Here is a 24,016-nt window from a genome sequence, read left to right on the forward strand (position 1 = left end):
TTGTAACCGAAGGTTATGTAGGTTTCATATTCCTTGCTTAATCCGGATTGAAGCATTGTCGCTTGAAATTGCCCCTCTTTCAGGGGCAGGTATGACTGGAAGGATGGAGACAAATACCCTATAGACAAGCATAAGTGTCGCAATGAGTCCTATAGTGAGAGCAAACTCGCCTATAGCAGGGAAGTAAGCCTTTTCTGCAAAAGGGGGTTGATACGCTACGAAGAACACCGCACATCGATTTAACAAGACTCCTAAAATATACATAGTGGCAGCGGTAAACAACCAGCCAGCAGAACTTCGAACCCGTGATGATAATAACATGAGAAAAGGAACCACTGTCAGGATACCGAACTCGAGCCAGAACATCCGTGATTGGGTCGACCCTTCGAAAAGGTATACATATGTACCTCTGTAAATCATGTCTCCAATTTTCAACACTATATAACTACCCAATAAATAGGGTATAAATTTAGCCAGTGGGGTCAAAATATCCATTTCTGTTTTATGACCAAACGACTTCGATGCAATCATAGACTCAAATATCACCATGGGATATCCAACAGCAATGGCAGAGGCAAGAAAAAACAATGGAGATAGAGGAGACCAATACAATGGATGCATCTTGTAAGGACTAATTACCATCAATGTTCCCAAAGACGACTGATGTAGGCAGGAGAGAACTACACCCGCAATCACAAAAACAAACATGACTTTCCCCAGAATGTTATCTAAGAAGCTGAGAAGCCTGTCTATAGGCTCATTAAAGAAGGAGAGCATTCCAGGAAGGTTTACTTGTCCGATAAAGCGCTCGGTCACCACTGGTAGAAATTCGATATACAACACCGTCAGATATACCATTACACACATGCCGACTTCAAATAAGACCGAATTGCCCTGCCACATCATGGGAAGGGCAGGATGCCATATATTATACCACCTTCCAAGGTCAAACATTAACCCAATCCCGACAAAGGTATACCCCAACATCGCTGTGAGGAGGGCTGGTCTAACAATAGCGTGGAAATGTTCTCTGTGTAAGATATGGGCCAAAAAAGCAGTTGTGAAGCCTCCGGCCGCCAGGGCTACCCCGCTGGCCACGTCCACCCCAATCCACATCCCCCATGGATACTGATCCGTCAAATTTGTTGTAGACCCCAAACCAAATATCATCCTGTACAAACCAAAACTCAGCCCAGTAATCATCAAGGCTATAAGAATTTTTACCCCTGTGGTAAAAAATCTTTTATCAATAGGAGTAGGGGTTTCATGGAAACTCATTTTTCCTGTCCTTCTTCGTTTAATACTGATTTAGATTCTGTCTTTCTTTGTCTCAAGAACCACATGAAACCACCGAGCACAGCGAATAAGGTCAAAGGGGGGATGAAATGCTTAAAAATAGCGTGTTGTATAGGTTCCGTATAACTGGGTGTCGATATATACCCAAACTTGGGGAAATCGATTTTCTCAAAGGGAAGGCTTGACAGGTAAAGCCACGAAGTCCCTCCCAGTTCATGCTCCCCATATAAATGGGGAATATATCGATCAGGATACTTTTCAATCCGCTTCTTAGCGATTTTGATTAATTCTCTTTTCTTTCCAAAAGTCATGACCTCCATAGGGCAAGCCTGAACACATGCAGGTGCTTTACCCTTAGATGTCCTTTTTTCGAAACAAAAAGTGCATTTTCTGACCTGAGGCGTCGTGGCATTATTATATTCATAGGCAGGAACCTGGAAAGGACATGCGGTCATGCAATAACGACATCCTATGCACTTCCATGGGTCATACTTTACTGCCCCATTCGATTCTTTTGTCAGTGCGCCAACGATACAAGCAGATACGCAAGCAGGGTCAGCACAATGCATACACTGGAATTTTACATAAACCGGGTTACCTGAATTCCCTGGATTGTTATAGCGATTAACTACGGTGTAAGAATCGGCAGCCATCCTTCTTTTTTTGTCGAATACTGAATTGTCATTGAAGGATTGGGGAGTCTTTCTTGGTAGTTCTTGATTTATCTGGTTACAAGCCTTTTCACAACTTCGACAGCCAACACACAAGGTTGTGTCAACAAGGACTCCCAAGGAGTCACGGAGGGTGGTAGTTTGCTCACCTGCCCAGACATTCACATCTTTCGCGAATAATGCAATGCCTCCAATTCCTGCTAGTTGTTTTATAAAGTCTCGCCGGTTGATCCCCATATTGTGATATTTCCCTGTTTCTAAAGAGAAGGCTATTGCTTGCTGATCCCAGTTTTTAGCCCCGTCTTTTCTGCATGACATCCAGTGCAATTCATAGGCTCAATTCTCATCTCTTTATGACAACCAAGGCATAGACGATGGTAAGCCCCAAGGAGACCGGGAGTATCTGTTTTCTTAGGTTCCATATTTACACTATGACAGGTGCTGCAAAGGGGGACTTCTTTCTTCGCTTCTAACGGGCTTTTATGATGACACGCAGAACAGATGGTTTTCTGGTCATTGTGGAACTTTTTAGCTAAATTGCTTGAATTAGATATTTCGGTCAATTTTTTGATTATACGGAGATGGGGAAATTTAGCCGGCATGTAATCTCTTTCCATGGTCTTGATGGTTATATCTCCAGACAAATTTGCAGGAAGAAGCTTATTAGGGTTGCCCAGCTTTGAAGCAACCCCAACTTCCTTAAATGAACCATTATGACAAGGGAGGCAAGACGCCTCAGTTAACCCACTTTCCAGTAGATGATGACATCCGGCACAGGACGGTTTTGATTTATAAGACGTATGGCAACCAATACAGCTCCGTTCAGATAACGGCTCATGATATGCTTTTGCCAGATTGACCATGCCACCTTCCGGACTGCCATTTATTGTATGACATTCTTTACAGGCAATTAATTTCTCGTGGTGACAGTTTCGGCATGTGAGACTCTGTGTCTCGTGACTTTTATGGTCAAAAGGAACCCCCTTCATCCTGGAACCTTTAATACTAATAAGGATTCTATCTGGCTGCCCTCTTTCCAATCTGGGTATAACCACCGCTTCCTTGGTTGTCTGTTGTTTCTTTTCAATATGACACCCCTCACAGACGTAAGGACCTGTTTTTTTGCTTTCTTTGCTAAGTTTCATATGGCAATTTATACAGTCTTCATGTGCCACATTTTTATAGGAACGTCTGTTCTCCTCGTCTTTTTCTCTATGACAATCCCGGCAAGAAGACTCCGTTCCCTTCTTATAAACCAGTTTCTTCTCTTTTTCGTCATAGATATGATGACAGAGCTTGCAATCCTTCTCAAGGCCTTTTTCATGCTGGTTATGCAAATAATAATCGAAACCTATTTTTGACCATGTTGTTTTTTCAATCTCCTTTTTCTTTATATAGAATTCCTTCCAGCTTAAGACCTCAGCTTCCTTAGTTACTTCCCTTCCTTCTTTATGACATGCAATACAGTCTTTATGATAAGTATCGTTCAGGGAATAGTAGTAATCAGGACCAATTGGAGCATACTTCATTACTCGAGATTTTTTCTTCACAACATGGCATTCCCCACAGGTCACAAAACCGGATTTTTTGCCTTTTTTTGACGTTTCAACGTGGCATCCTATACAACTATCATGATACGAATTCATGAGACCCTGTTTAGTGCTGTCATCTCTCAACTTGGGATATTTAAATGTAAATCCACCCTTCTCATCCTGAGGATGACAGACCCCACAGCCTTCTTTTTCCAAGGCAACTGTATGCCCATCATGGTAAAATTCCACCGGAGGCCGTTCCAATTCCTTGAAAACAGCAGTCTCAGAAATTAATATGGGAGGGGCAGAGGATTTCTCTTTATCTCCTCTTTCAGCCCAAATATTACCCATAACTAAAAGCAAGAAGAAAAAACATGTAGATATCCCTATTAAAACAATAAAACCAAGCAGTTTCTTATTCATTTCCTCTTCCTTATTGACATATCAAACTTTTAGCTCCTCTGGAATCTCCATAACGTCCACCAGTATTTCACTAAAAAACTTAACATGCATCCCAAGCTTATAGTAGTTGACTATATCTTCAATACCGCTATGGCAGTTGTGACAGGGTGTGATGACTACCTCGGCACCTGTGGCCTTAAGTTGTTCTGCTTTGACCCTGTTACCCTCTACCCGATTTTTCTTCCAGGGCGGGCCGCAGTTTATGACACCCCCACCTGCACAGCAGCAGTAGTTGTGTTCATATCGAGGAGAAACATCCCTAAAATCCTCACAGGTAGCCCGCATGATATAACGGAGCATATCCCCCAGCCCCCTGCCTCTTATAATATTACACGGCTCCTGTATTGTAACGGGTTGTTCGAATTTTCTGGCTATTTTTATCTTTCCATCCCTGATCAGTTCATAGTAAAACTGAACAGCATGAATCAACGGCACTGGAGGCTCCTTCCATGCTAGCCACTTAGGACCATCATAGACAGCACCCCGAAATGCGTGACCGCATTCACCCATCACAATCTTTTTTACTTTGAGTTTGAACGCTGCCTCAAAATGTTTTCTCTCAACCCGTGCCATGGTCTCAAAATCGCCTGAATACATGGGCATATTGCTATTATCCCAACCGTCAAAGGAAGGCATTGTCCAATCCATACCCGCCACAGTCATAATTATCGAGATATTGCCCAGAAGTTGGGCAAGAAATTTCGGTTCCGGGCCTATAACCGAGTACATAATCTCTGCCCCCTCTTTATCTAGGGGGATGCGTGCGTTCTTTACCTCATCCTGAGCATCTTCCTCCTGCCACTGGAGGGTATCGATCCATTCATCCTGCTTGACCCACATCTGGTTCATAGTAACAGCATGGCTGTTGACCGTGTCCTGAAGATACTGTGGTACTACACCTAATAAGGCGCAGATACGACGCACCAGAAGAAGAAGATATGCCATGTCAATGCCGAATGGGCAGTACATGCTGCAACGCCGGCAGACATTGCACTCTGTGTGGGCTATCCTCGAACAGTTTTTAATAAATTCTCCATCTACCCTGCCCTTTCTCTTCACTATTTCCCAGAGGGTTTGCTTCACCTTACCCACAGGCGAAAAACGGGGGTCCTTGTCATGGGAGAGGTAAAAATGGCATGCTTCTGAACATAAGCCACAGTGAACGCAGGTCTGCATGTAGACCTTTAGGCGGGCAGCAGCCCCTTTAGTTAAAACTTTATTTATCGTATCTTCTATCTTCTTCGGGGTGAGTTTCTTTATAGTTTCGTCTAAGCCCGGATCTACGACAATTTCCTTTGCAGGCTCAGCCATAAGCAATCCTCCTGAAAATATTTATGCCTACCAATCTTTAGAGTTGCGCACCGCACCAAATTCGCTGCCCATATATGCTCGGGTAAAGACAAAATATAGCATATGGCTCAACCTTGTAAAAGGGATAACGATTAACATAAGTTCACCAGACAGAATATGAAGAATCAATATCGTTTTATAGGGGAGCCATTGGTGGTATGCCAGAAAGCCGGTCAGAAACGGCGCCAGAGCTATTATCAGCAAAGCATAATCAGATGCAAAGGTGACGAACCTAACCTCAGGGAGTACTAATCTTCTGGCAAGGAAAAAAAACGCGGCAAGAATTACGATTACAGTCATTATATCAGCTGTCCCTTCAGGCAATGTCCACCAGCTAATTTTCCAGGACTGGTACCAGAGAATGTTATGAGACAGGAGAAAAATGGGTGTTAAAACCAGACAGATATGAAAAGCGAAGGTTGTTACCGTCATCAAAGGCCGTCTTCTCATATTGGTACTGGCAAAGGGGATAACCCAGTGAATAATGGATCGCAGACCATACTTTAGACTCATATATGGATATATGACTTTTTCCTTCTTTGCCAGTTTATGCATGGAACACAGCCGATAAAGACTACCCCCAATGAAGACTATGAATGAAATCCATACCAATGGTCCGCTCACAAATTCATACATTTCTCTAATTCCTCATTCTTTATGGGCGTTTTACAACCTTAAATTTCATCAGTATTCAGCGATTAATAAACCTCTTCCACTGGCATTACCCGACGGTAATACTTCCCATCCTGTATACTTCTTACCATAAGCTTTGTTCCATCAGGGCTGAAAACAGGGCTCCAGAGGTTTTCGAACGCCTGTTTCCCTGTTTTACCATCCAGGACAATGTAGAACTTGCCATTTTTTTCAGCCTTGGCAGCAACTCTATCACTGCTTGGGCTGAAAACAGGGTCCCATATCATATCAAAATCTTCTCCCCATGGGGTTCCGTCTAATGCAACTGTCCAGCGATTGTTTTCCTTAATAATGGCTGCCACTCTTTTGCTGTCGGGACTGAAAACAGGCGGCAGGACTGCATCCTTAAACGTCCTGTTCCAGGAAGAGCCGTCTATTGCAATTGTCCATTTGCCAAACTCCGGTGCTACCACGGCAGCGATTCTCTGCCCATCCGGGCTGAATTTCTGATGCCATGTCTGGACGAACTTCCTATCCCATATCAATTCGCCGTTCTTTGCCATGGTCCAACCCTCATCGACCTGAACAGGCGCCAGAACATCATACATCTCTGGGCAAAAGATTGGTTCCCAGACGCATTTGAATATCTTATCCCACGGAGTCCCATTTACTGCAATGGTATATTCATATTCACCAATCCTGACTTCTGCCGCTACGATACTGCTGTCAGAACTGAAGACAACGCTCCATACATTCAGGAAATTCCTCTCCCATGGTTTACCATTCACCGCAACCGTCCATATACCTTCTGCAAATCCAAAGATATCTCCTTCTCCGAGACGTTTGGTCTGTATACAGGCAGCAGTGAACTTTCCATTGGGGCTTATAGCAAAGTCCCTTGCTTCAACAAATCCGTTTTCCCAAGTCTTGCCGTTTAAGGCTATTCCATATCCATTTTCGCCTTTTATGTTCACTGCGATGCTTTTCCCATCGGGGCTAAGTTGTATATTCCAGGCATATTCGAAGCTTTCTTCCCATGTTTCATCATCTACCGCTACAGTCCATTCATCGTCTTTTCTCGACAAACCTGCCAGCCTGTCATCATGCCCGAATTTAAGCGACCATAATTTCTCAAAGGTGTTTTTCCAGGTTTCACCGTTCACACATGCTGTAAATTCATCATCTTCTGTCCTAACAGGTGCCGAAATTTTTTCGCCATCGTTACTGACAACAAATTCATAGATAGCCGGAAATTTACTTCTCCATTCGTTTATATCTGTAACCAGCTTCTCTTTGGTTTCCCAGTCAAAACTCTCTAGTTCAGCCATTGATTGCTCCCAAACCTCCCATTGACTATATAAAAAAGGATTTTGAATGAGCATTCATTCAAGGTTGACAAAAATCTAACATGTGTATTAGACATTGTCAAGAATTTTTATAATACTTTATCAAATTATTTTTCAAATTTATGTATCACTATGTGATATCTAATATATACTACACTTCAATTCAAATAGTGTTTATAAATAATAATTACAATAAGTTACAGTTTATTGTGGCTTGCGGTCGTTTATATTATTGTAAAAAAATTAGATATTTTGCCCAGTTAAAATTGATGCTAATGGTCCTCTAAATACCATACCTTCACAGGACTGTCAATTTAAATATTTCAATTTTTATAAAAATAAAACCTTGATTTATATATCACAGTGTGATATGCAAAATACTTGCATATCCCTTTAAAAAAGGGCAAAGTAATTGAAGAGAGGAGAAGGTATATTCGTAATTCACCTTATTAGATTATGGAAAGTAAAGAATTTTTATCCATACGCCTGAATATGGGGAAGACACAAAAAGAAATGGCCGAGCTTTTAGGTACATCCTTGCGGTCAATCCAGAGTTTTGAACAGGGATGGCGAAAAATTCCTAATGAAATAGAACGGCAGGTTCTATATGTGCTCGTTATGAGGAGCACAAAAGAACAGTCGTTAAGACCATGCTGGGAACTGGAGAGTTGTCCTCAGGACAAAAAGGAACATTGCCCCGCATGGGAAATGGATTCAGGACATCTGTGCTGGTTTATAAATGGGACAATTTGCAAGGGTAGAGCATACAGTGACTGGAGCGAAAAAATGGAATTCTGCCAGGAATGCCAGGTTTTCCAGCCTATTAAACAAATATACAACAGAGCAATAAAAAGAGAACAGGATGGGTTAAGAAAAGATACTGTACTATTCTTTGGGGGAGATGAAATACTTGAAGGCAAATCCGAAAAATGGAGAAGTTTCGATTTGTTCGATCAGGTTCCCACGAATATTGCTATAATCGATAGAAAGTATAGAATAGTAGATGTTAACAAGGGATTTAAAGATACTTTTGGGGACTGGAATGGCAAAAAGTGTTTTGAGGTATATAAGAAAAGGAAAAGAAGATGCCGTCACTGTGTTGCAACTGAAACGTTTGTAGACGGTAAAACCAGGGTTTCCCAGGAGCGGGGAAGAGATTTGAAAGGCAACCTTAACTATTATTTGGTCCATACATCTCCTTATCGAGATTTCGACGGTAATATTAGTCATATAATTGAGATGTCTACAGACATTACTGAAAAGGTTCAGATTCAGAATGAATACAGAACAATCTTTGACAATGTTCCATGTTATATAACTGTCATTAATAGAGATTTTCAAGTAGTAAAAAGCAATAAGTATTTTCAAAAGATCTTTGGAAAAACCCCTGGAAGGTTTTGTTTTGAGTCCTATAAAAAAAGGAATGAAGTCTGTGAAAGTTGTCCTGCCAAGATGGTCTTTGAAAATGGAAGAGTCTACAATTCTTTACAGGAGGGTTATGATAGAAAAGGCAACAAGGTTATTTACATGGTAACCGCAGCCCCGTATTCAAAAGAGAATAAGCATGTAAAGTATGTTATCGAGATGGCTCTTGATGTAACAAAGACTTTTTTGTTGGAAAGGCATTTAAAAGAAGCCAGGGAATTTCATCAAATTATGATTCAAAGTACACTGACTGGGATTATTGCTGATAATAAGGATGGAATAATAAATATATATAACCCCTCGGCAAAAAGAATGCTTAATTACCCAATAAATAAGGTTATTGGAAAGATGTCAGGGGAACAGATATATCCAAAAAATTTCTTGAGTGCAATCGAAGAAGGTGATGACACCGTAAGTTTTAGAGAAGGCGAAATGACCGATTATAAGGGAAATAAAGTTCCTATAGCTTTCTCAGGTGTTAGGTTAAAAAAGGACAACGATTATATTGGGAAAGTAATGTTTTTTCAGGATATCAGCAAAATTAAACAATTGGAAAGTGAAATAATTGAAGCAGAACGCCTTGCTGCAGTTGGTCAAACGGTAGCCGGCCTTGCTCACGGCATAAAGAATGTTCTCATGGGATTAGAAGGTGGGATGTACGTCGTTAACTCCGGCATGAATAGGAATAACAATGAATTGGTAAAACAAGGATGGGATATGCTCCAGAATAATATTGAAAAGATTTCTTCTTTTGTAAAAGAATTCCTGAATTTTGCCAGGGGGACCACCCTAAATGCCGAATTGATAGATCCATACTCTATAGCAGCCGATATTATAGACCTTTACAAAGATACTATAGCACAATCCAGGATAAGATTCATAACAAAACTGGAAGAGGGTATTGATAAGGCGGCCATGGATGCCAAAGCTATTCATACGTGTATAGCTAACCTGATCTCTAATGCCATTGATGCCTGCCTTGTAAGTGACAATAAAAATCCTACAATAGAGTTTTCTTTATTTGAAAAAGATGGTACTATCTGTTACGAAGTAAAGGACAATGGATCCGGCATGGATTATGAGGTAAAGAAAAAGGTTTTTACCAGTTTTTTTACGACGAAGGGATCTGACAAAGGAACAGGCTTGGGTCTTCTTACTACGAAGAAAATCGTTCATGAGCATGGGGGGAAAATATTCTTCGAATCCGAATTGGGGAAAGGATCGGTTTTCAGGCTGGAATTTCCTAGAAACCGTTTACCTGTTCCTCAAGGGACGTCCGTAAACTAACATCCATAGAAGAGGATAAAAATCTCCTTATCTGATTTTGTTAAGGAAAAAGAGGGATTTAATAATTTTAAATTCTGGAGGGATAAAATGGATGATATAAAAAACAAAACAATTCTTGTTGTGGATGATGAACCCGATATCCAGCTATTTTTAAAAACCGTACTCGAGGATGCCGGATTCAATGTAGTAACCGCAAATAATGGTAAACATGCTTTGGAGAGAATTAAGGAGTGCAAACCTGATTTAATCTCTCTCGATCTTGTAATGCCTAAGATGGGGGGGGTAAAACTTCTCTCATATCTCCAAAAGAATCCGGAATGGGCGAAGATCCCCTTTATTGTTGTTACTGCTCATGCCCATGATGAACTTGGCAGAGAAGATTTTATGAAGTTAAAGGCAGAAAAAGTCCTTCTTAGCCCTCACTCTTATATCGAGAAGCCAATAATACCTTCAGAATATATCAAAAAAGTTAGAGAATCCCTCGGGCTTGAAGCAACTGGAAATTCAGTAACAGAGGATTTAAAAACAAAAGTTAGAGATAAACTAAAAACTGCAACCAAAGGTAAGCTCGAAGAAGCGCTTAAAGTGTTGGGGGAGTAAGGTGAATACCTCAAAAACAAAAAGTCGTCCCAACACTGTTCAAATGAAACTGTTTTGAAAACCTACTTGCAATCCAGTTTATAGCTACCCAACAAGTACAATGCATAGGAACGATCACCGATGGGTTAATCTTTTCTAGCTCCTGGATTGTTCTCTCGGTAAGCGGTATGAACTCAGGGCCTGTTAAATGGAATCCCCCCATAACAGCATAGACTGTATCAACACCTGTAATTTTTTTTGCATACTTAACAGTGTTGATTATTCCGGAATGAGCGCAACCCGTTATAACGACCAGCCCTTTCCCTCTTATATTCATTACCAATCCATGGTCATCCAGGATGAGGTCGGATTCAAAATTCCCTTCCCGTTCAATGATAGCCCCGGGCATCCCTTTTTCAAAGTCAGTGACTCGTTCTACCTCTCCTAGCGAAAATATCAACCCCGAAGCGAGGGCATGCGGTGTCTTCGTTTTGACAACATTGACCCCGGTTTTTTGAATAGATGACTCCTCTAAAATGGGCATCCCTATCTTGGCTCCTATAGGTAATGAAAGTGCCCGCGGTAAAAAGGCATCAGGATGAATAATTACTGAAATTCCACGGTGAGTCACTATCTCCAACACTTCAGGTAATGCCCCGAAATGATCCATGTGACCATGGCTTATCACTACTGCCTCTATTCCGGAAGTATCTACCGCTAACATCTCCATATTATGAGGCACTCCTATCTTTGACCAGCCTGCATCAAGTAGTACGCTGTGATCCGTACCATTCTTGAAGGCTTTAACCAGCAAACAAAGGCCGTGTTCTGCCAGGAGTGTATCAGAGGGTATTCTCCCTTCAACCGCCGGAGGTATCCTCTTTACCATTTCAGAAGGGGACTCACTCATCGGGAGGGTATGATCTGAATAGTTGTCTATAATTGTGGTGATTTCAAGCCTATCTGCTTCTTTTATTTGGATAGTGGGATTTTGTTCTCCATTCATATTGTGGTTCCTCCTTTAGTACGGAATTGAAAATTTACGTCTTCCGGAGAAGCTGATTGGCAGCAACCAAAAGCGGGTCGCATACCGGGCTAAAAGGCGGTGCGTAGGCAAGATCAACCTGTGAAAACTGAGCAATCGTCATTTTGGCTTTTTACAAGCCGGTTCTCTGTTTCTCCATTCCTGTCTGACCGTCCCCATATACGAGACTAACTCGCATAACATCTAACGAAAGGTTGTTACTCCATTTTTGCTTCTATCTCCTCTTCTCCTTTGGCGATTATCTCGACCGCAACCTCTTCAGTCAAGTATGTCGTTCCACACTTGGGACACTTCAATGCGTCAACAAAACCTGTCATCTCCAGATATGAAGACACCACCTCTTTTACTTCCATCTTCTCTTTACACTTAAAGCAGTACCATTCCTCCACTGTTATTCCCCCCCCAACTCCGTTCTGTGAGAATACGCTGTGTGTACTGTGTAAGCTCCATCTCCAGCAAGAGAATACTCCACATAAAACGTGACATCAGCAACTCTGAGCTTTGCCAGGAATTTGTCAGACCCCTGCTGATAGAGTTTCCCCTCTTTCGTTTCAGCGTTATGTTTATCAATGATCAGTTTCCCGTCCAGATGATCAATCTCGTGCAGAAATACTCTCGCCAAGAGTCCCGATGCCTCAAATTCTACGTCTTTCTCATTAACATCTCTTCCCCTGACTAGTATTCTGGCATTCCTTGTTATACTTACTGTAACGTCCGGTAGACTCAAACACCCTTCTTCCCCCATGGTATTCCCTTCGGATTCAACTATCTCCGGGTTGATCAATGGTATCAAACCGTAACCGGAGTTGACCACAACGACCCTCAAGAGTATACCAATCTGTGGGGCTGCAAGTCCAATCCCCTTATATAGATACATCCTCCTCGCCATGTCATCGATCATTTCCCTGTCTTTTGCATCAATGGCTTCTAGGGGGATCGCCTGTTGCCTTAAAACAGGATCAGGATATATTCTTTTATCGACGACTTCCTTCGAAAAGTATCTGATTATAAATGTTTTCTACCTGCCTTCTTGTCTCCTCCATCGATCCATCATTGTAGATAACGAAGTCGGCAAACTTCATCTTTTCGTTTATAGAAATGTGCGCTCCTATCCTATTTTTTGCTTCTTCCTCAGTAAATCCTCTTTCTTTCAATCTCCTTATCTGGTTTTCTTCACTGGCATAAACTACAACTGCCTTATCAACCAATGTATGCTTAATCTCAGCAGTTAGTAGTGGCACATCTTTAATTATTATAGCATTAGGGTCTTTAATCCTTATCTTCTTAACTAATCTTTCGTCCTCCCTAAATATCTCAGGATGAACTATCTGATTCAGCCTTTGTAACTTTTCAGGCTCCTTAAAGACTATTGCCCCCAATTTCTGTCGGTCAATAGTCTGGTCTTCGTTCAGAATATCTCTTCCAAAATATTCCACTACACCCTTCCACGCCCTTTTTTGGGGGAGCATCACCGCATGGCCAAGCACGTCCCAGTCAATCAAGTATGCCCCCAAATCTATAAAGAACTTAGTAACCGTGCTTTTCCCCGACGCAATACTGCCGGTTACACCAATGATAACCATCTTATGCTCCTGTTGAATCCTGTAATTTGGATGTCTGAACTGTTAAAGTAGTATCATTTCATGGAAGACATACGTTGAAGAAAGACACTATTTTTTGTAATTTCTCTTCCACGAGTCCCTCTTGTAAGCCAAATAGTCTTTTATTGCCTCTTTTAAGGTATTTGAGGCTAAAAGAGCGCAATGCTTGTTGTCTTCAGGCAGTCCACCCAATGCATTCAGGATAACCTCCTGGCTTATCTTTAATGCATCTCTTATATCCTTTCCAGTTGCCATCTCGGCTGCCATACTTCCAGCTGCAATTGTAGCTCCACAGCCGTCAGTCATAAACAAAGCTTTTGTTATCCTGTCATTCTTGACCTTCAAAAATATCTGTACGGTGTCTCCACACGGACCGGTTATATACCCAGCCCCATCCGGGTCTTGCATCTTACCAATGTTTTTCGGATTGAGCCAGCGATTTACAACCTCTTCTGAGAATGTCTCCCGGGCATCTTGAATAATAGATGCCTGTATCTCTTCAATCATCTTATCTACATCATAAGTATCGTCCTTAGCCATGCTTATGTCCACTCCTCTGTAATCTTTTTTGTCTATGAACAATTTCCCTTAATCTCTGCCGCATCTATTGCCACCAGAGCAGGGAGGGGTATCACAGCGCTCTTCCCTCCCGCAGCAAGTAGTTCCAGAGGGTCGGCTGCTGTCTTTGGATACGAAGGATGATACCGACATTAACTTTTCCAGATTAGAGCTCCCGCAACTCTTGCACAGAGAAAGATCACTGTGAGAACCAATGCCGGCCAATATTTCTGACACCTGCCCACATTGGCTGCAACGGTATTCATAAATTGGCATAAGTATTGCATCCTTAAGTCAAATAGTTTTCAGAAGATTGTTTAACTCCTCTGACATATGATGATCTGTAACGATCATCTCCAGTTCTTTTACCTCTTCTATCTCTTTAACTGCCTTTAGAATCTTGAAGGCCAGAGGAAAAACCAGTGGGCATACAGAAGAAGAGGGACGGAACTTGAAACTGACCTTACTTTCATTCGTAATCATCAGGTCTTTGATCAGCCTCATGCTGATTACATCCATCCCCGTTTCGGCATCTATTACAGTCTTTAATCTCTCGATGACCTTATCCTTTAAGTCCATCCTGAAGTTTAGCCTCTATCTTTTCCCACATCTTCTTAATTATCTCAGCAACAATTCCCGAATCATATTCCACTAACGCTTGACGCTCCACCATTGCCTTGGTTACAACAGGGTCATAAGGGATCTCTCCCACCACTTCTATGTTCTTATCTTGGCAGTAATCCTCTATCTTCCGTGTATTTTCCGGGTTGATGTCGCACTTATTAACACAGACCATGGCGGGGACATTGAAATGTTTAGCTACATCCAATACCCTTTCCAGATCGTGGATTCCTGAAAGCGTGGGTTCAGTAACTGCCAGAACCAGGGTTACACCAGTGAGGGCAGCAATGACAGGGCAACCTATACCAGGAGGGCCATCTATAATGATCAAATCCTTGTTTTCATCCTCGGCTATTAACCTAGCCTGCTGCCTTACCAGAGTAACCAGCTTCCCAGAGTTTTCTTCTGCGATCCCCAGCCTGGCGTGAACCATAGGGCCAAATCGCGTATCGGATATGAACCAGTACCCTGATAACTTCTCCCCCATTTTTATGGCACCAGTGGGGCAGGCATGCATACAGAGCCCGCACCCCTCACAGGAGATGGGGTCTCTCGTAAAATTATGGATAGCATCAAAACGGCAAACCTCCATGCAGATACCGCATTGATCACATTTGTCTTTATCCAAAGATGGGGCACGTCCTCCATAAAACTCTTTTCCTCTTTTTATATGTGGAGTCAGGATCAAGTGTAGATCGGCGGCATCCACATCACCATCGGCCATAACGTGGTTTTGAGCCAGTGCGGCAAATGCTGCTGTTATGGTGGTCTTTCCTGTCCCTCCTTTACCACTGATTACAGTCAGTTGCTTCATTCTCTCTTCTCCTGCCCTCTTTTTCTATCTCATAGTAAAGTTCTTGAAACCTTTTTTTGTTTTCAGGAAGCTCTTCTAGTAATGGAATGCCTCTGGAATATGCCTCCGCTATTCTTCTGTCCGCAGGAATTTCCAAAAGGATGGGAATCTTTTCTGTTTCGCAATACTGCCAGACCTTACGATCACCTATATCGGAGCAATTTATCAATAACCCTAAAGGGATGCCTAACTTCCTTACCATTTCCACTGCTAATTTAAGATCATTTAACCCAAAAGGGGTAGGTTCGGTAACCAGAAGACAGAAATCGCTCCCCTTTACCGCTTGCACTACCGGACATGAAGTGCCGGGTGAAGAGTCTATAATAACAGTCTTATGATTATTTATAAACCTCTTTTCTGTGCGGATCAGGGGGGGTGCCATCGGTTCTCCCACATTTAATATGCCGTGAACAAACTCGATATTTCCAGCCTTTCCCTTTTCGATTATACCGATCTCTCTTTCCACCTCTTCTATGGCACCCACCGGACAAATATATGAACACCCTCCGCAACCATGGCAGAGTTCAGGAAAAATGAGCACTTTCTGCTTTATAACTACAATGGCATTGAACTCACAGACCCGGACACACTCACCACAGTAAGTACATCTGGATTTGTCCACTTCAGGGACAGGAATACCTACGGAGATACTATCTTCTATTTGAGGTTTTAAGAAAAGATGTCCATTTGGTTCCTCCACATCGCAGTCCATGTATTGGGCATCCTTTAATGAAAGGGCAAGATTGACAGCAACCGTGGTTTTCCCTGTTCCCCCTTTTCCACTGGCAATAGAAATTATCATAATGGGCAACCTCTGAGATAAGAGAGGGCAAGAGAGAAAGGAGGACCCCAGGGTAGGTAGGAAGTACCCTGGAAAATGCATCTGCTCTCTGACTTTTACACTCTCTTGCCCCAGTTCTTTCTACTTTCTTACCATACTGGTGCCACATTTTGGACAGCTTATCTGGTTACATGGCGATCCTACGCGATGGGGGACTGTAGTGTTACAATTGGGGCAAATGCACTCTCCGCCGCGACCAGCGCCTGGCCTATTACCACCCATCCTTCCAGCGCCTCTACCACCCCTACCCATGCCTCTTCCTGTTCCTTGACCTCCCCCGCCGGGAGGCCCTGTTCCGTCTCCTCTGGGCATTTTTCTCACCCCTTCCTTTAATTATAGACTTTGAAAAACTCGCTTTCAGTCATTGCGAGGCGTGTGCATGCCGTGGCAATCTCTTTGATAATTAACACGTTATGAGATTGCCTCATAAGCCTTTGGCGGATTCGCAATGAGAAATTGGGCATTTTTCAAAGGTCTCAATTAGTGTCCATCAACAAATGAAACGAGGGAACTGATTATAATCGTCTAGCCCTTTTTCTTGAGGGCCTCTTTTACGTCCGAGATCCCTGTGGTTTGCTTTTTGTTAACAGGGTTTCCCCTTTCCTCCAGTTTATCTATCCTGTCCATGGCTTTTTCCAATTGAGATCTGAGTACCTGAGACTCCTCCTTCAAAACAGTAAGCTCATCAACCTTAGATGGCTGGCCTGGCCCCATTCCTCCACCACGACCCATGCCCATACCGAAGTGAGCGTCTACCGAGGGACCCGAAGCAAGGGGTCGCAATTTTCCGTTCTTATAGCCTTCTACTGCTTCTCTGACTTTTCCGGCAACTCCTGTAATTATACTTACACCGGCAGCCTGTAATGTGTTATATGCATTTGGTCCTGCATTCCCCGTAAGGACAAACTCTACCCCTTTATTGGCTACAAACTGGGCAGCCTGTATACCAGCCCCACCGGAAGCGCTAATGCTACTGTTCTCTATCGATTCAAATTGCATGGTATCCGGGTCAACAATAGTAAAGTACTGACACCGGCCAAAGCGGGGATCAACCTCGGCATCCAACCCTTTGCCGGTAGCACTAATACAGATTTTCATTTAATTCACTCCCTTCCAATGAGATAGGTTAGTTGGGTGAATTTACCACCCAAATCTTCTACCTCTACCCATACCTCTTCCCATACCAAAGCCTCTACCCGTACCTCTTCCCATGCCAAAGCCACCGTAAGGATAAGCCTGATATGGAGGATATTGATAGTTTCCGTATGGGTATCCTGCAAATGGTGCTCCGTAGTGATATCCCATATAGGGGTCTCTCCTTCCCGCAAAGTTGGGGTTACAAAATCCCCTCCCTCCCCCGGTCATTGGACCGAGTCCTCTTGGCCCTGTTCCATCAAATCCTGGCATACGTTTCACCTCCTTTTAGTGATCACATATATTAGCCCCGGTCACTAATCTGTCATTAAGGAAATCCTCAATTACATTATCTATCAAACCTGAAGCCCCTGTGATAACAATAATCCCTTTTTCGGCAAACAACCCTTGTGCCCTTCCACCCATACCACCGGCAATGATGCAATTTACCCCCTTTTCTGCTAAAAATACCGGCAAAAAGCCAGGCTCATGACCAGGGTTATCTATCAAATTCCTGGTTATTACCTTTCCGTCCTCTACCTTGGCAATGGTATAGGATCTGCAATGGCCAAAATGCTGGGAAACCATGTTGCCATCAGTAGCAACAGCTATCTTCATTGTTTTATCCCCCTTTATTATTAATGTTTTTTACCCTTCAACATCTCCTTCACCTTAGATATACCTGTAGCTCCCTCCTTTATTAATGCGGATTTTGCTAAGGAACCATTAACAAACCTCTCACATTTCTCACCAATCTCTCTAAAGGCTTCGGTTGCCTCTGAGTCTGGAACGTTCTCCACAAAGGGTATTCCCCTGTCAGATTTTTGAACGATGTCCGGATCAAATAATATCCTTCCAAGAAATGGAACCCGAAGTTCTGAAGCTGCCTTCTCTCCCCCCCCTATCTTGAAGAGATCGATAGCTTTTCCGCAATGAGGGCAGGAGAACCCGCTCATATTCTCAACAATTCCTACCACGGGGATTTTCAGCATCCGGCTGAAAGTTACCGCTTTCCTGGAATCAAGGAGGGCCACGTCCTGAGGGGTGGTTACGATAATCGAACCATCCACATTATTGATCAACTGGGCAATGCTCAAGGGTTCATCACCTGTTCCGGGCGGAAGGTCAACTATCAGGTAATCGAGATCACCCCATGAGACTTCGCTTAAGAACTGTTTAAATGCCCCATGCTTCAGAGGTCCCCGCCAGACGATAGGATTATCAGGGTCAGTAATGAGAAATGCCATACTAACTACCTTGAGATTTGGATTAAAAGAAACCGGTTTTATCCCATCAGGCGATCCCTCAAGCCTTTTCATGTCCAGACCCAACATCTTAGGTATATTAGGACCGTGTATATCTGCATCGAGTAGGCCAACCGCGAATCCATTTCCGGCCAGAGTCACTGCCAGGTTAGCAGCTACTGTACTTTTGCCTACTCCCCCCTTTCCACTCATCACCATAAATTTATGCTTTATCTTTCCAATCGTTTCCCTGAGTAATGCCTCGGTATGAGCATCCTTCTCCTCTTGTGAGCACGTGCCCTCTTGACCGCAGGTTTCACAGGTAGAGTCTCTATCACATTTCTCCTGACTCATAATAACCTAGCCCCCTTCATTTTTTCTTATCATTCATTGCCCATGGTGGCCCAAAGAATTTACCCTTTCTTCCTCTGAAACTCCTGCCTCCCCTTCTACATATCCTGAGGCCAGGCTCTAATTCCCCATTTAAAAACAGACTTAGTGCCTCGCTGGCCTCACCAGCAATCTCTGGAATAACCGATATCCCCAGATTTCTAAGCTGATTATGGCAGAACCTGTCTATACCCCCGCAGATAAGGGTATCAATCCTCAGAGAAGCAAACTGGTCAAACCATCGAGGAAGCGCCAATCCGGTCATAGATATCGTTTTTTGAGTTGTAACTTTGCCATCTTCTATTGTTAATATCCATATCTCCTGGGAAAAACCAAAACGGGGAGATATCCAATTGCCAAAAAGAGGTATGGCAACATTCATCTTCCACCTCCATTGTTAAGTAACAGCAAATAGTATGCCATGGACATTTTTTGGGGGGGGATATTTAAGAAAGATTATTGATTAAAACAAGTTGAGGGAATTGATGGGTTATGAGCAAGGGAGGGAAGGGGCGATATCTAGATGCAATAATACATCGTATCGCATGCAACAGTTGCATAAATGCAACCACAACCGGTATTTAAATGCCGTACTTCTTCATCTTTCTCCATAGAGTGGATCGGTCAATCTTTAATTCCTTTGCTGTTGCTACTCTATTCCCATGGTACTTATCAAGAATTCCCCTGATTAACTCTGCCTCAGCATCCTTTAAGGGATGACTCATGGCTGGTTTTCGTGGAACTTCTCTCTCTCTAAAACCCCTGGTAAGCTCCGGCGGCAGGTGTTTTATCTCAATGATTCTGTCCTTACAAAGGACAAAGGCATGTTCGATGATATTTTCCAATTCCCTTATGTTGCCGGGAAAGTCATACCCCATCAGAAATTCCATCACAGTATCAGAAACCCCAACGATAATCTTCCCTTTCCTTAGATTGAACTTGTGAATAAAATTGTCTATAAGAAGGGGGATATCTTCCCTCCGTTTAGCCAGAGGAGGGAGTTCAATCTTTACCACATTAAGCCGATAAAAGAGATCCTCCCTGAAGCTTCCGGTTTTAACTAAATCAGAGAGGCTTTTGTTAGTGGCGGTTATTGCCCTTACATTAGCCTTAACTGGGCTTATTCCCCCCAGGGATTCATATTCTTTTTCCTGTAAGACTCGAAGGAGTTTTATCTGAAGAGCAGGAGACATATCCCCTATCTCGTCCAGAAAGATGGTGCCTCCTTCTGCCAGGGCAAATCGGCCCGGTTTATTTTTTTTGGCATCGGTAAATGCCCCTTTAACATAACCAAAGAGTTCAGATTCTAAGAGTGTGTCAGGGAGTGCTCCACAGTTTACCTTTATATAAGGGTGGTTTTTTCGATGACTCAGGTTATGGATAGCCCTGGCAAAAAGTTCTTTACCAGAACCGCTTGGCCCCTGGATCAGGACTGTTGAATCACTTTCGGCAATATCCGGGAGTATATGGAATATCTCCTGAATTTGATGATTTTTGCTGATAATGTCCTCAAGGGAATACTGTTTGGATATCTCCTTTTTTAATTCTTCTTCTACCGAGATATCCCTGAAGGTCTCTACTGCCCCAATGACCTCTCCTTTCTCCTCTTTGAGGACAGCCGTGTTGATACTGACCGGCACTTCTTTTCCCTCTTTGTTCAGGATGTTGACGGGTAAATTGATAATAGCTTTGCCTGTCCTCAGGGTCTGTTTGAGGGCACAGTGAGTCTGGCAGATATTGGTTCTGAAAATATTGAAACAATACTGCCCGATAGCTTCATTTCTTGTAAATCCTGTAATATCCTCTGCCGCTCGATTAAAGGAGGTAATTTGGTCCTGATCATTTATGGTGAATACCCCATCAGCTATACTATCCAGTATAATATTTAAAAAGGAAGCCCCCTTATCTGCCTTCATGGTTAATATTATAAACTCAATCGGTAGATTTATCAAGGTTTGAGTGAAAGTTTTTCGGCAAACACCCGTTCTCTTTTTCGTTGACTTACTCCAATAGAGTTGGTTAAATAGTCTTTATTATGAATATTTTACTTATCGAAATAAATCCGTTCATACCTCCATCTGTCCCTATTTCCATCGCCTATATTGCAGCCTTTTTGAGGGGTCACGGGTTCAATGTAAATGTTATGAATATTGGAGAGAACGCCCCTTTTTCTCTTAATCTTCTCCATTCATATATCCGCGATTTTAAACCATCGCTGATAGGGTTTTCTACCTATCAGCGAAACATCCTCTTTGTTATCGGGCTGGCAAATTATGTAAAGTCCATTGACCCGAAGATCAAGATTGCAATAGGCGGCCCTCAGGCTACTTTTATGCCACCTTCTGCATTTCAATCCATCGGCTCTATCGATTATATATGTAGAGACGAAGGCGAAATTGCTCTTCTGAACGTAGCCTCGGCCATTAGAGATGGAATTGACAATACTGCAATATCAGGGAACTCCTGCAAATGCGAAGACGGTCTGTTTTACGATGGTCCCGGTGTAGAAGCCTATAGTGATCTGGACAGATACCCCTCCCCTTATCTTCATAACGACCTTATTAATTTCTCTAACCTTGAAGAGGCAATCCTGTTTACTTCAAGAGGGTGTCCCTATAGATGTGTCTTCTGTTATACACCTAACGCTTTTAAACGAAAGGTCAGGTTTCATTCTGTTGAGAGGGTAATAGAGGAAATTGACTGGATTTACCGTAAAGGCATTAAAAAGTTCTGGTTTGCAGACCCGAGTTTTTCCATCAATATTGATAGAATAGATCAACTGATGGAAGAGATTCTCCGAAGAAACCTTAAGATACAGATATGGCTTGAAACCAGAGCGGATCTTGTCAATGACGAGCTTATGAAAAAGATGAAAGCCACAGGAGTTTATCTTGTTGCCTACGGGCTGGAATCGGCATCGGGGAAGGTTCTTAAAGGTCTCAAAAAAGACATTTCTCTGGATGACATGCGAAGGGCAATAGAATTAACCCAGAATAATGGCATAGACGTAGAGTTATTTACTCAATACGGTCTTCCCAATGAGACCTTTGATGATGCGATGAAGACATTACAGTTTCTAAAAGACAATGATGTAAAAGTAAGGGGGAACTCTAACTCCCAGCAGATGCAGGTGTATTTTGGCACGGATGTATTCAACTCTTATCACGAATATGGTGTTCGTCCACTGGAAAAGAACATACCTGCATATATGTCCATAGGGAAACAGTACGAGACAGAACATCTGTCCTCTGAGAAACTTAAGAAAATCAGGTTGATATGGGAAAAGGAATCCCTTGATGGGGTGAAGAGAAAGGTTTCATAGGGTATAATACGTTATAATAAACCATATAATCATTTGTTGGGCTGAAATATGACAACTTCAATCGATACAATACTTTTTCGGGATCTAGCCAAACAAGATCCGAAAGATGTTTGCAGGCGGGCATTATGTGAATACGATGACGGGAAAAAGTATTATACCTTATCTGTATGGGGTGACGATTATGTGATATATCCTCATCAGTTTAAGATTGATCGTATTACCACTAACTTTCCAAGCCCTCATGATTATTTTCATCATTTCATTATACATTATCTTCTGAAATCAAAAGAAATTGAAATTTACAACGAATGGATATCCGAGAAAGACATTCCTGGTGGTGTTACATTTTTTCGTGGCCCTCATGAAATACCAAGTTATTTAATCTCTAGACAATATGCCAATGATATTAACGGATTCAGAAAAAGATGTGAACAACTTCACGGCATTTCACTTGACATGGCAGATGCGGCATACAGCTTTAAAATAACAACACACATTCCGGTGGCTGTTCTATATTGGAAGGGAGATGACGATTTTTCCGCTGAATCGAAAATACTCTATGATAGTAGCATTACTGAACATTTAACATCTGATATTATATTTGCTTTAGCAGTCGAAATTTGCACAAGAATAGGGAATCCCTTGATGGGGTGAAGAGAAAGGTTTCATAGGGGGGTATTGTCAAATTTATATCAAGATAAGCATGGGAGCAGGTCTTATTGACCGGTAAAGCGAGGTTAATATGAGCAAAGAATTAATAAGCGACAAGAGTTTAATAAACGAAATCAAAGAGTTAATTGAAAAAAGCAGACAACAGGTTGCCTTATCGGTCAACGCGACAATGAGCTTTTTGTATTGGCAAATCGGAAAAAGAGTAAATGAAGAAATCTTACATTATAAAAGGGCAGAATATGGAAAGCAGATTATTGCTACACTGTCACGACAATTGGAAATGGAGTATGGAACGGCATTTTCAGAGAAGAACCTACGAAGAATGATGCAGTTTGCTGAGGTTTTTCAGGATGAACAAATTGTCGTATCGCTGATACGAGAATTGAGTTGGACTCATATTTTAGCAATTATTCCAATTGAAGACTCCTTAAAGCGGGATTTTTACATACAGATGTGTAAGCTCGAAAAATGGAGCGTCCGCACTTTTAGAGAACGTATCCAATCCATGCTCTATGAACGCACCGCCATCAGCAAAAAGCCGGAAGAAACCATTAAAAACGATTTGGCATTGTTGCAAAATCAACAAAAGTTAAGCCCTGATTTAATTTTTCGTGACCCTTATCTTCTTGATTTTCTTGGATTAAAAGATACCTATTCCGAAAGAGATTTAGAAACATCTATCCTTGCCGAGTTGCAGCATTTTATAATTGAAATAGGAAATGACTTTGCTTTTTTGGCCCGTCAAAAACGCATTACAATTGATACCAGGGACTATTACATTGACCTTTTGTTTTATCACCGCAGATTAAAATGTCTTGTAGCGATTGATCTGAAAATTGGTGAATTTGAAGCTGCATACAAGGGGCAGATGGAGTTGTATTTACGCTATCTCGAAAAATACGAGCAGGTTGACGGCGAACACACACCCATCGGCTTGATTCTATGCACTGGCAAAAACGAAGAACACATTGAACTATTGCGGTTAGATAAAAGCAATATCCGGGTAGCCGATTATTTAACCATATTGCCACCCAAAAAATTGTTGCAGGAAAAATTGCATAAAGCAGTTGAAATTGCCCGGCAAAAAATAAAAGAGAACGATCATGAGTAACATCGGCAAAAAAGAACGAGAAACTCAAAGTCGTGCAGTGGGC

The 24,016-nt window shown here is 42.3% G+C and carries 27 protein-coding genes; 5 read left to right on the top strand and 22 right to left on the bottom strand.

Annotated elements, in window-relative coordinates; all coding sequences use genetic code 11:
- Positions 1–24 precede the first annotated feature (24 nt).
- The 6 genes from nrfD to tmcD all read right to left on the bottom strand — a co-directional run bounded on the left by nrfD (position 25) and on the right by tmcD (position 7,272).
- On the bottom strand, positions 25–1,278 hold the full coding sequence (gene nrfD, locus AB1401_10055) for an NrfD/PsrC family molybdoenzyme membrane anchor subunit (GenBank protein ID MEW6615793.1): 1,254 nt from the start codon (positions 1,276–1,278) through the stop codon (positions 25–27).
- Positions 1,275–2,285, bottom strand: coding sequence for a hydrogenase 2 operon protein HybA (gene hybA, locus AB1401_10060; protein MEW6615794.1), 1,011 nt, complete (start codon positions 2,283–2,285; stop codon positions 1,275–1,277). Before hybA ends, nrfD begins: the two co-directional genes overlap by 4 nt.
- Positions 2,237–3,922, bottom strand: a complete 1,686-nt coding sequence (hmcA, locus tag AB1401_10065; protein ID MEW6615795.1) for a sulfate respiration complex hexadecaheme cytochrome HmcA — start codon at positions 3,920–3,922, stop codon at positions 2,237–2,239. The genes hybA and hmcA overlap by 49 nt, the downstream gene beginning before the upstream one ends.
- Positions 3,923–3,943: 21 nt before the next feature.
- On the bottom strand, positions 3,944–5,272 hold the full coding sequence (tmcB, locus tag AB1401_10070) for an electron transfer complex ferredoxin TmcB (GenBank protein ID MEW6615796.1): 1,329 nt from the start codon (positions 5,270–5,272) through the stop codon (positions 3,944–3,946).
- Positions 5,273–5,299: 27 nt separating this feature from the next.
- Positions 5,300–5,947, bottom strand: a complete 648-nt coding sequence (gene tmcC, locus AB1401_10075; GenBank protein MEW6615797.1) for a TmcC family electron transfer complex membrane anchor subunit — start codon at positions 5,945–5,947, stop codon at positions 5,300–5,302.
- A gap of 62 nt (positions 5,948–6,009) precedes the next feature.
- The gene (tmcD, locus tag AB1401_10080) at positions 6,010–7,272 is read right to left on the bottom strand and encodes an electron transfer complex subunit TmcD (protein ID MEW6615798.1); all 1,263 of its coding nucleotides are present in this window, start codon (positions 7,270–7,272) and stop codon (positions 6,010–6,012) included.
- 474 nt (positions 7,273–7,746) lie between these two features.
- Between tmcD and AB1401_10085 the strand changes: the two genes are divergently transcribed.
- Both AB1401_10085 and AB1401_10090 read left to right on the top strand, forming a co-directional pair.
- A complete protein-coding gene (locus AB1401_10085; protein MEW6615799.1) occupies positions 7,747–10,002 on the top strand; it encodes a PAS domain-containing protein in 2,256 nt (751 codons plus the stop codon).
- A gap of 87 nt (positions 10,003–10,089) precedes the next feature.
- Positions 10,090–10,602, top strand: coding sequence for a response regulator (locus AB1401_10090; protein ID MEW6615800.1), 513 nt, complete (start codon positions 10,090–10,092; stop codon positions 10,600–10,602).
- A 10-nt stretch (positions 10,603–10,612) separates the two neighbouring features.
- Here AB1401_10090 and AB1401_10095 read toward each other — a convergent pair whose 3' ends face one another.
- The 16 genes from AB1401_10095 to AB1401_10170 form a co-directional block, all read right to left on the bottom strand.
- Positions 10,613–11,587: an MBL fold metallo-hydrolase gene (locus tag AB1401_10095; GenBank protein ID MEW6615801.1), complete on the bottom strand. Its 975-nt coding sequence runs from the start codon at positions 11,585–11,587 to the stop codon at positions 10,613–10,615.
- Positions 11,588–11,823: 236 nt separating this feature from the next.
- On the bottom strand, positions 11,824–12,015 hold the full coding sequence (locus AB1401_10100) for a hypothetical protein (protein MEW6615802.1): 192 nt from the start codon (positions 12,013–12,015) through the stop codon (positions 11,824–11,826).
- A 2-nt stretch (positions 12,016–12,017) separates the two neighbouring features.
- On the bottom strand, positions 12,018–12,635 hold the full coding sequence (def, locus tag AB1401_10105) for a peptide deformylase (protein ID MEW6615803.1): 618 nt from the start codon (positions 12,633–12,635) through the stop codon (positions 12,018–12,020).
- On the bottom strand, positions 12,601–13,209 hold the full coding sequence (gene coaE / locus AB1401_10110; protein MEW6615804.1) for a dephospho-CoA kinase: 609 nt from the start codon (positions 13,207–13,209) through the stop codon (positions 12,601–12,603). Before coaE ends, def begins: the two co-directional genes overlap by 35 nt.
- An 87-nt stretch (positions 13,210–13,296) precedes the next feature.
- On the bottom strand, positions 13,297–13,767 hold the full coding sequence (locus AB1401_10115; GenBank protein ID MEW6615805.1) for an iron-sulfur cluster assembly scaffold protein: 471 nt from the start codon (positions 13,765–13,767) through the stop codon (positions 13,297–13,299).
- A gap of 48 nt (positions 13,768–13,815) precedes the next feature.
- The gene (locus AB1401_10120; GenBank protein MEW6615806.1) at positions 13,816–14,061 is read right to left on the bottom strand and encodes a zinc ribbon domain-containing protein; all 246 of its coding nucleotides are present in this window, start codon (positions 14,059–14,061) and stop codon (positions 13,816–13,818) included.
- A gap of 18 nt (positions 14,062–14,079) precedes the next feature.
- On the bottom strand, positions 14,080–14,364 hold the full coding sequence (locus AB1401_10125) for an iron-sulfur cluster assembly protein (GenBank protein ID MEW6615807.1): 285 nt from the start codon (positions 14,362–14,364) through the stop codon (positions 14,080–14,082).
- On the bottom strand, positions 14,348–15,220 hold the full coding sequence (locus AB1401_10130; protein MEW6615808.1) for an ATP-binding protein: 873 nt from the start codon (positions 15,218–15,220) through the stop codon (positions 14,348–14,350). Before AB1401_10130 ends, AB1401_10125 begins: the two co-directional genes overlap by 17 nt.
- The gene (locus AB1401_10135; protein MEW6615809.1) at positions 15,192–16,061 is read right to left on the bottom strand and encodes an ATP-binding protein; all 870 of its coding nucleotides are present in this window, start codon (positions 16,059–16,061) and stop codon (positions 15,192–15,194) included. The genes AB1401_10130 and AB1401_10135 overlap by 29 nt, the downstream gene beginning before the upstream one ends.
- A gap of 120 nt (positions 16,062–16,181) precedes the next feature.
- Positions 16,182–16,412 carry a hypothetical protein gene (locus AB1401_10140; protein MEW6615810.1) on the bottom strand — a complete coding sequence of 77 codons (231 nt, stop codon included), beginning with the start codon at positions 16,410–16,412 and terminating at the stop codon, positions 16,182–16,184.
- A 213-nt stretch (positions 16,413–16,625) separates the two neighbouring features.
- Positions 16,626–17,198, bottom strand: a complete 573-nt coding sequence (locus tag AB1401_10145) for a NifB/NifX family molybdenum-iron cluster-binding protein (protein MEW6615811.1) — start codon at positions 17,196–17,198, stop codon at positions 16,626–16,628.
- Between the two features lie 42 nt (positions 17,199–17,240).
- Positions 17,241–17,507, bottom strand: coding sequence for a DUF5320 domain-containing protein (locus AB1401_10150; protein MEW6615812.1), 267 nt, complete (start codon positions 17,505–17,507; stop codon positions 17,241–17,243).
- A 15-nt stretch (positions 17,508–17,522) separates the two neighbouring features.
- Positions 17,523–17,852: a NifB/NifX family molybdenum-iron cluster-binding protein gene (locus AB1401_10155; protein MEW6615813.1), complete on the bottom strand. Its 330-nt coding sequence runs from the start codon at positions 17,850–17,852 to the stop codon at positions 17,523–17,525.
- Between the two features lie 20 nt (positions 17,853–17,872).
- A complete protein-coding gene (locus tag AB1401_10160; protein MEW6615814.1) occupies positions 17,873–18,832 on the bottom strand; it encodes an Mrp/NBP35 family ATP-binding protein in 960 nt (319 codons plus the stop codon).
- A 16-nt stretch (positions 18,833–18,848) separates the two neighbouring features.
- A complete protein-coding gene (locus tag AB1401_10165; protein MEW6615815.1) occupies positions 18,849–19,250 on the bottom strand; it encodes a hypothetical protein in 402 nt (133 codons plus the stop codon).
- Between the two features lie 199 nt (positions 19,251–19,449).
- Positions 19,450–20,784 carry a sigma 54-interacting transcriptional regulator gene (locus AB1401_10170; GenBank protein MEW6615816.1) on the bottom strand — a complete coding sequence of 445 codons (1,335 nt, stop codon included), beginning with the start codon at positions 20,782–20,784 and terminating at the stop codon, positions 19,450–19,452.
- A gap of 119 nt (positions 20,785–20,903) precedes the next feature.
- Between AB1401_10170 and AB1401_10175 the strand changes: the two genes are divergently transcribed.
- From AB1401_10175 to AB1401_10185, 3 genes are all read left to right on the top strand, one after another.
- Positions 20,904–22,190: a radical SAM protein gene (locus AB1401_10175; protein MEW6615817.1), complete on the top strand. Its 1,287-nt coding sequence runs from the start codon at positions 20,904–20,906 to the stop codon at positions 22,188–22,190.
- A 48-nt stretch (positions 22,191–22,238) separates the two neighbouring features.
- Positions 22,239–22,844: a DUF3786 domain-containing protein gene (locus AB1401_10180; GenBank protein MEW6615818.1), complete on the top strand. Its 606-nt coding sequence runs from the start codon at positions 22,239–22,241 to the stop codon at positions 22,842–22,844.
- 88 nt (positions 22,845–22,932) lie between these two features.
- Positions 22,933–23,973 (top strand): PDDEXK nuclease domain-containing protein, encoded by a 1,041-nt coding sequence (locus tag AB1401_10185; protein ID MEW6615819.1) that lies wholly within the window; start codon positions 22,933–22,935, stop codon positions 23,971–23,973.
- Positions 23,974–24,016: the final 43 nt, after the last annotated feature.

The organism is Thermodesulfobacteriota bacterium, assembly GCA_040757775.1.
In the GTDB taxonomy this organism is placed as follows: domain Bacteria; phylum Desulfobacterota; class UBA8473; order UBA8473; family UBA8473; genus UBA8473.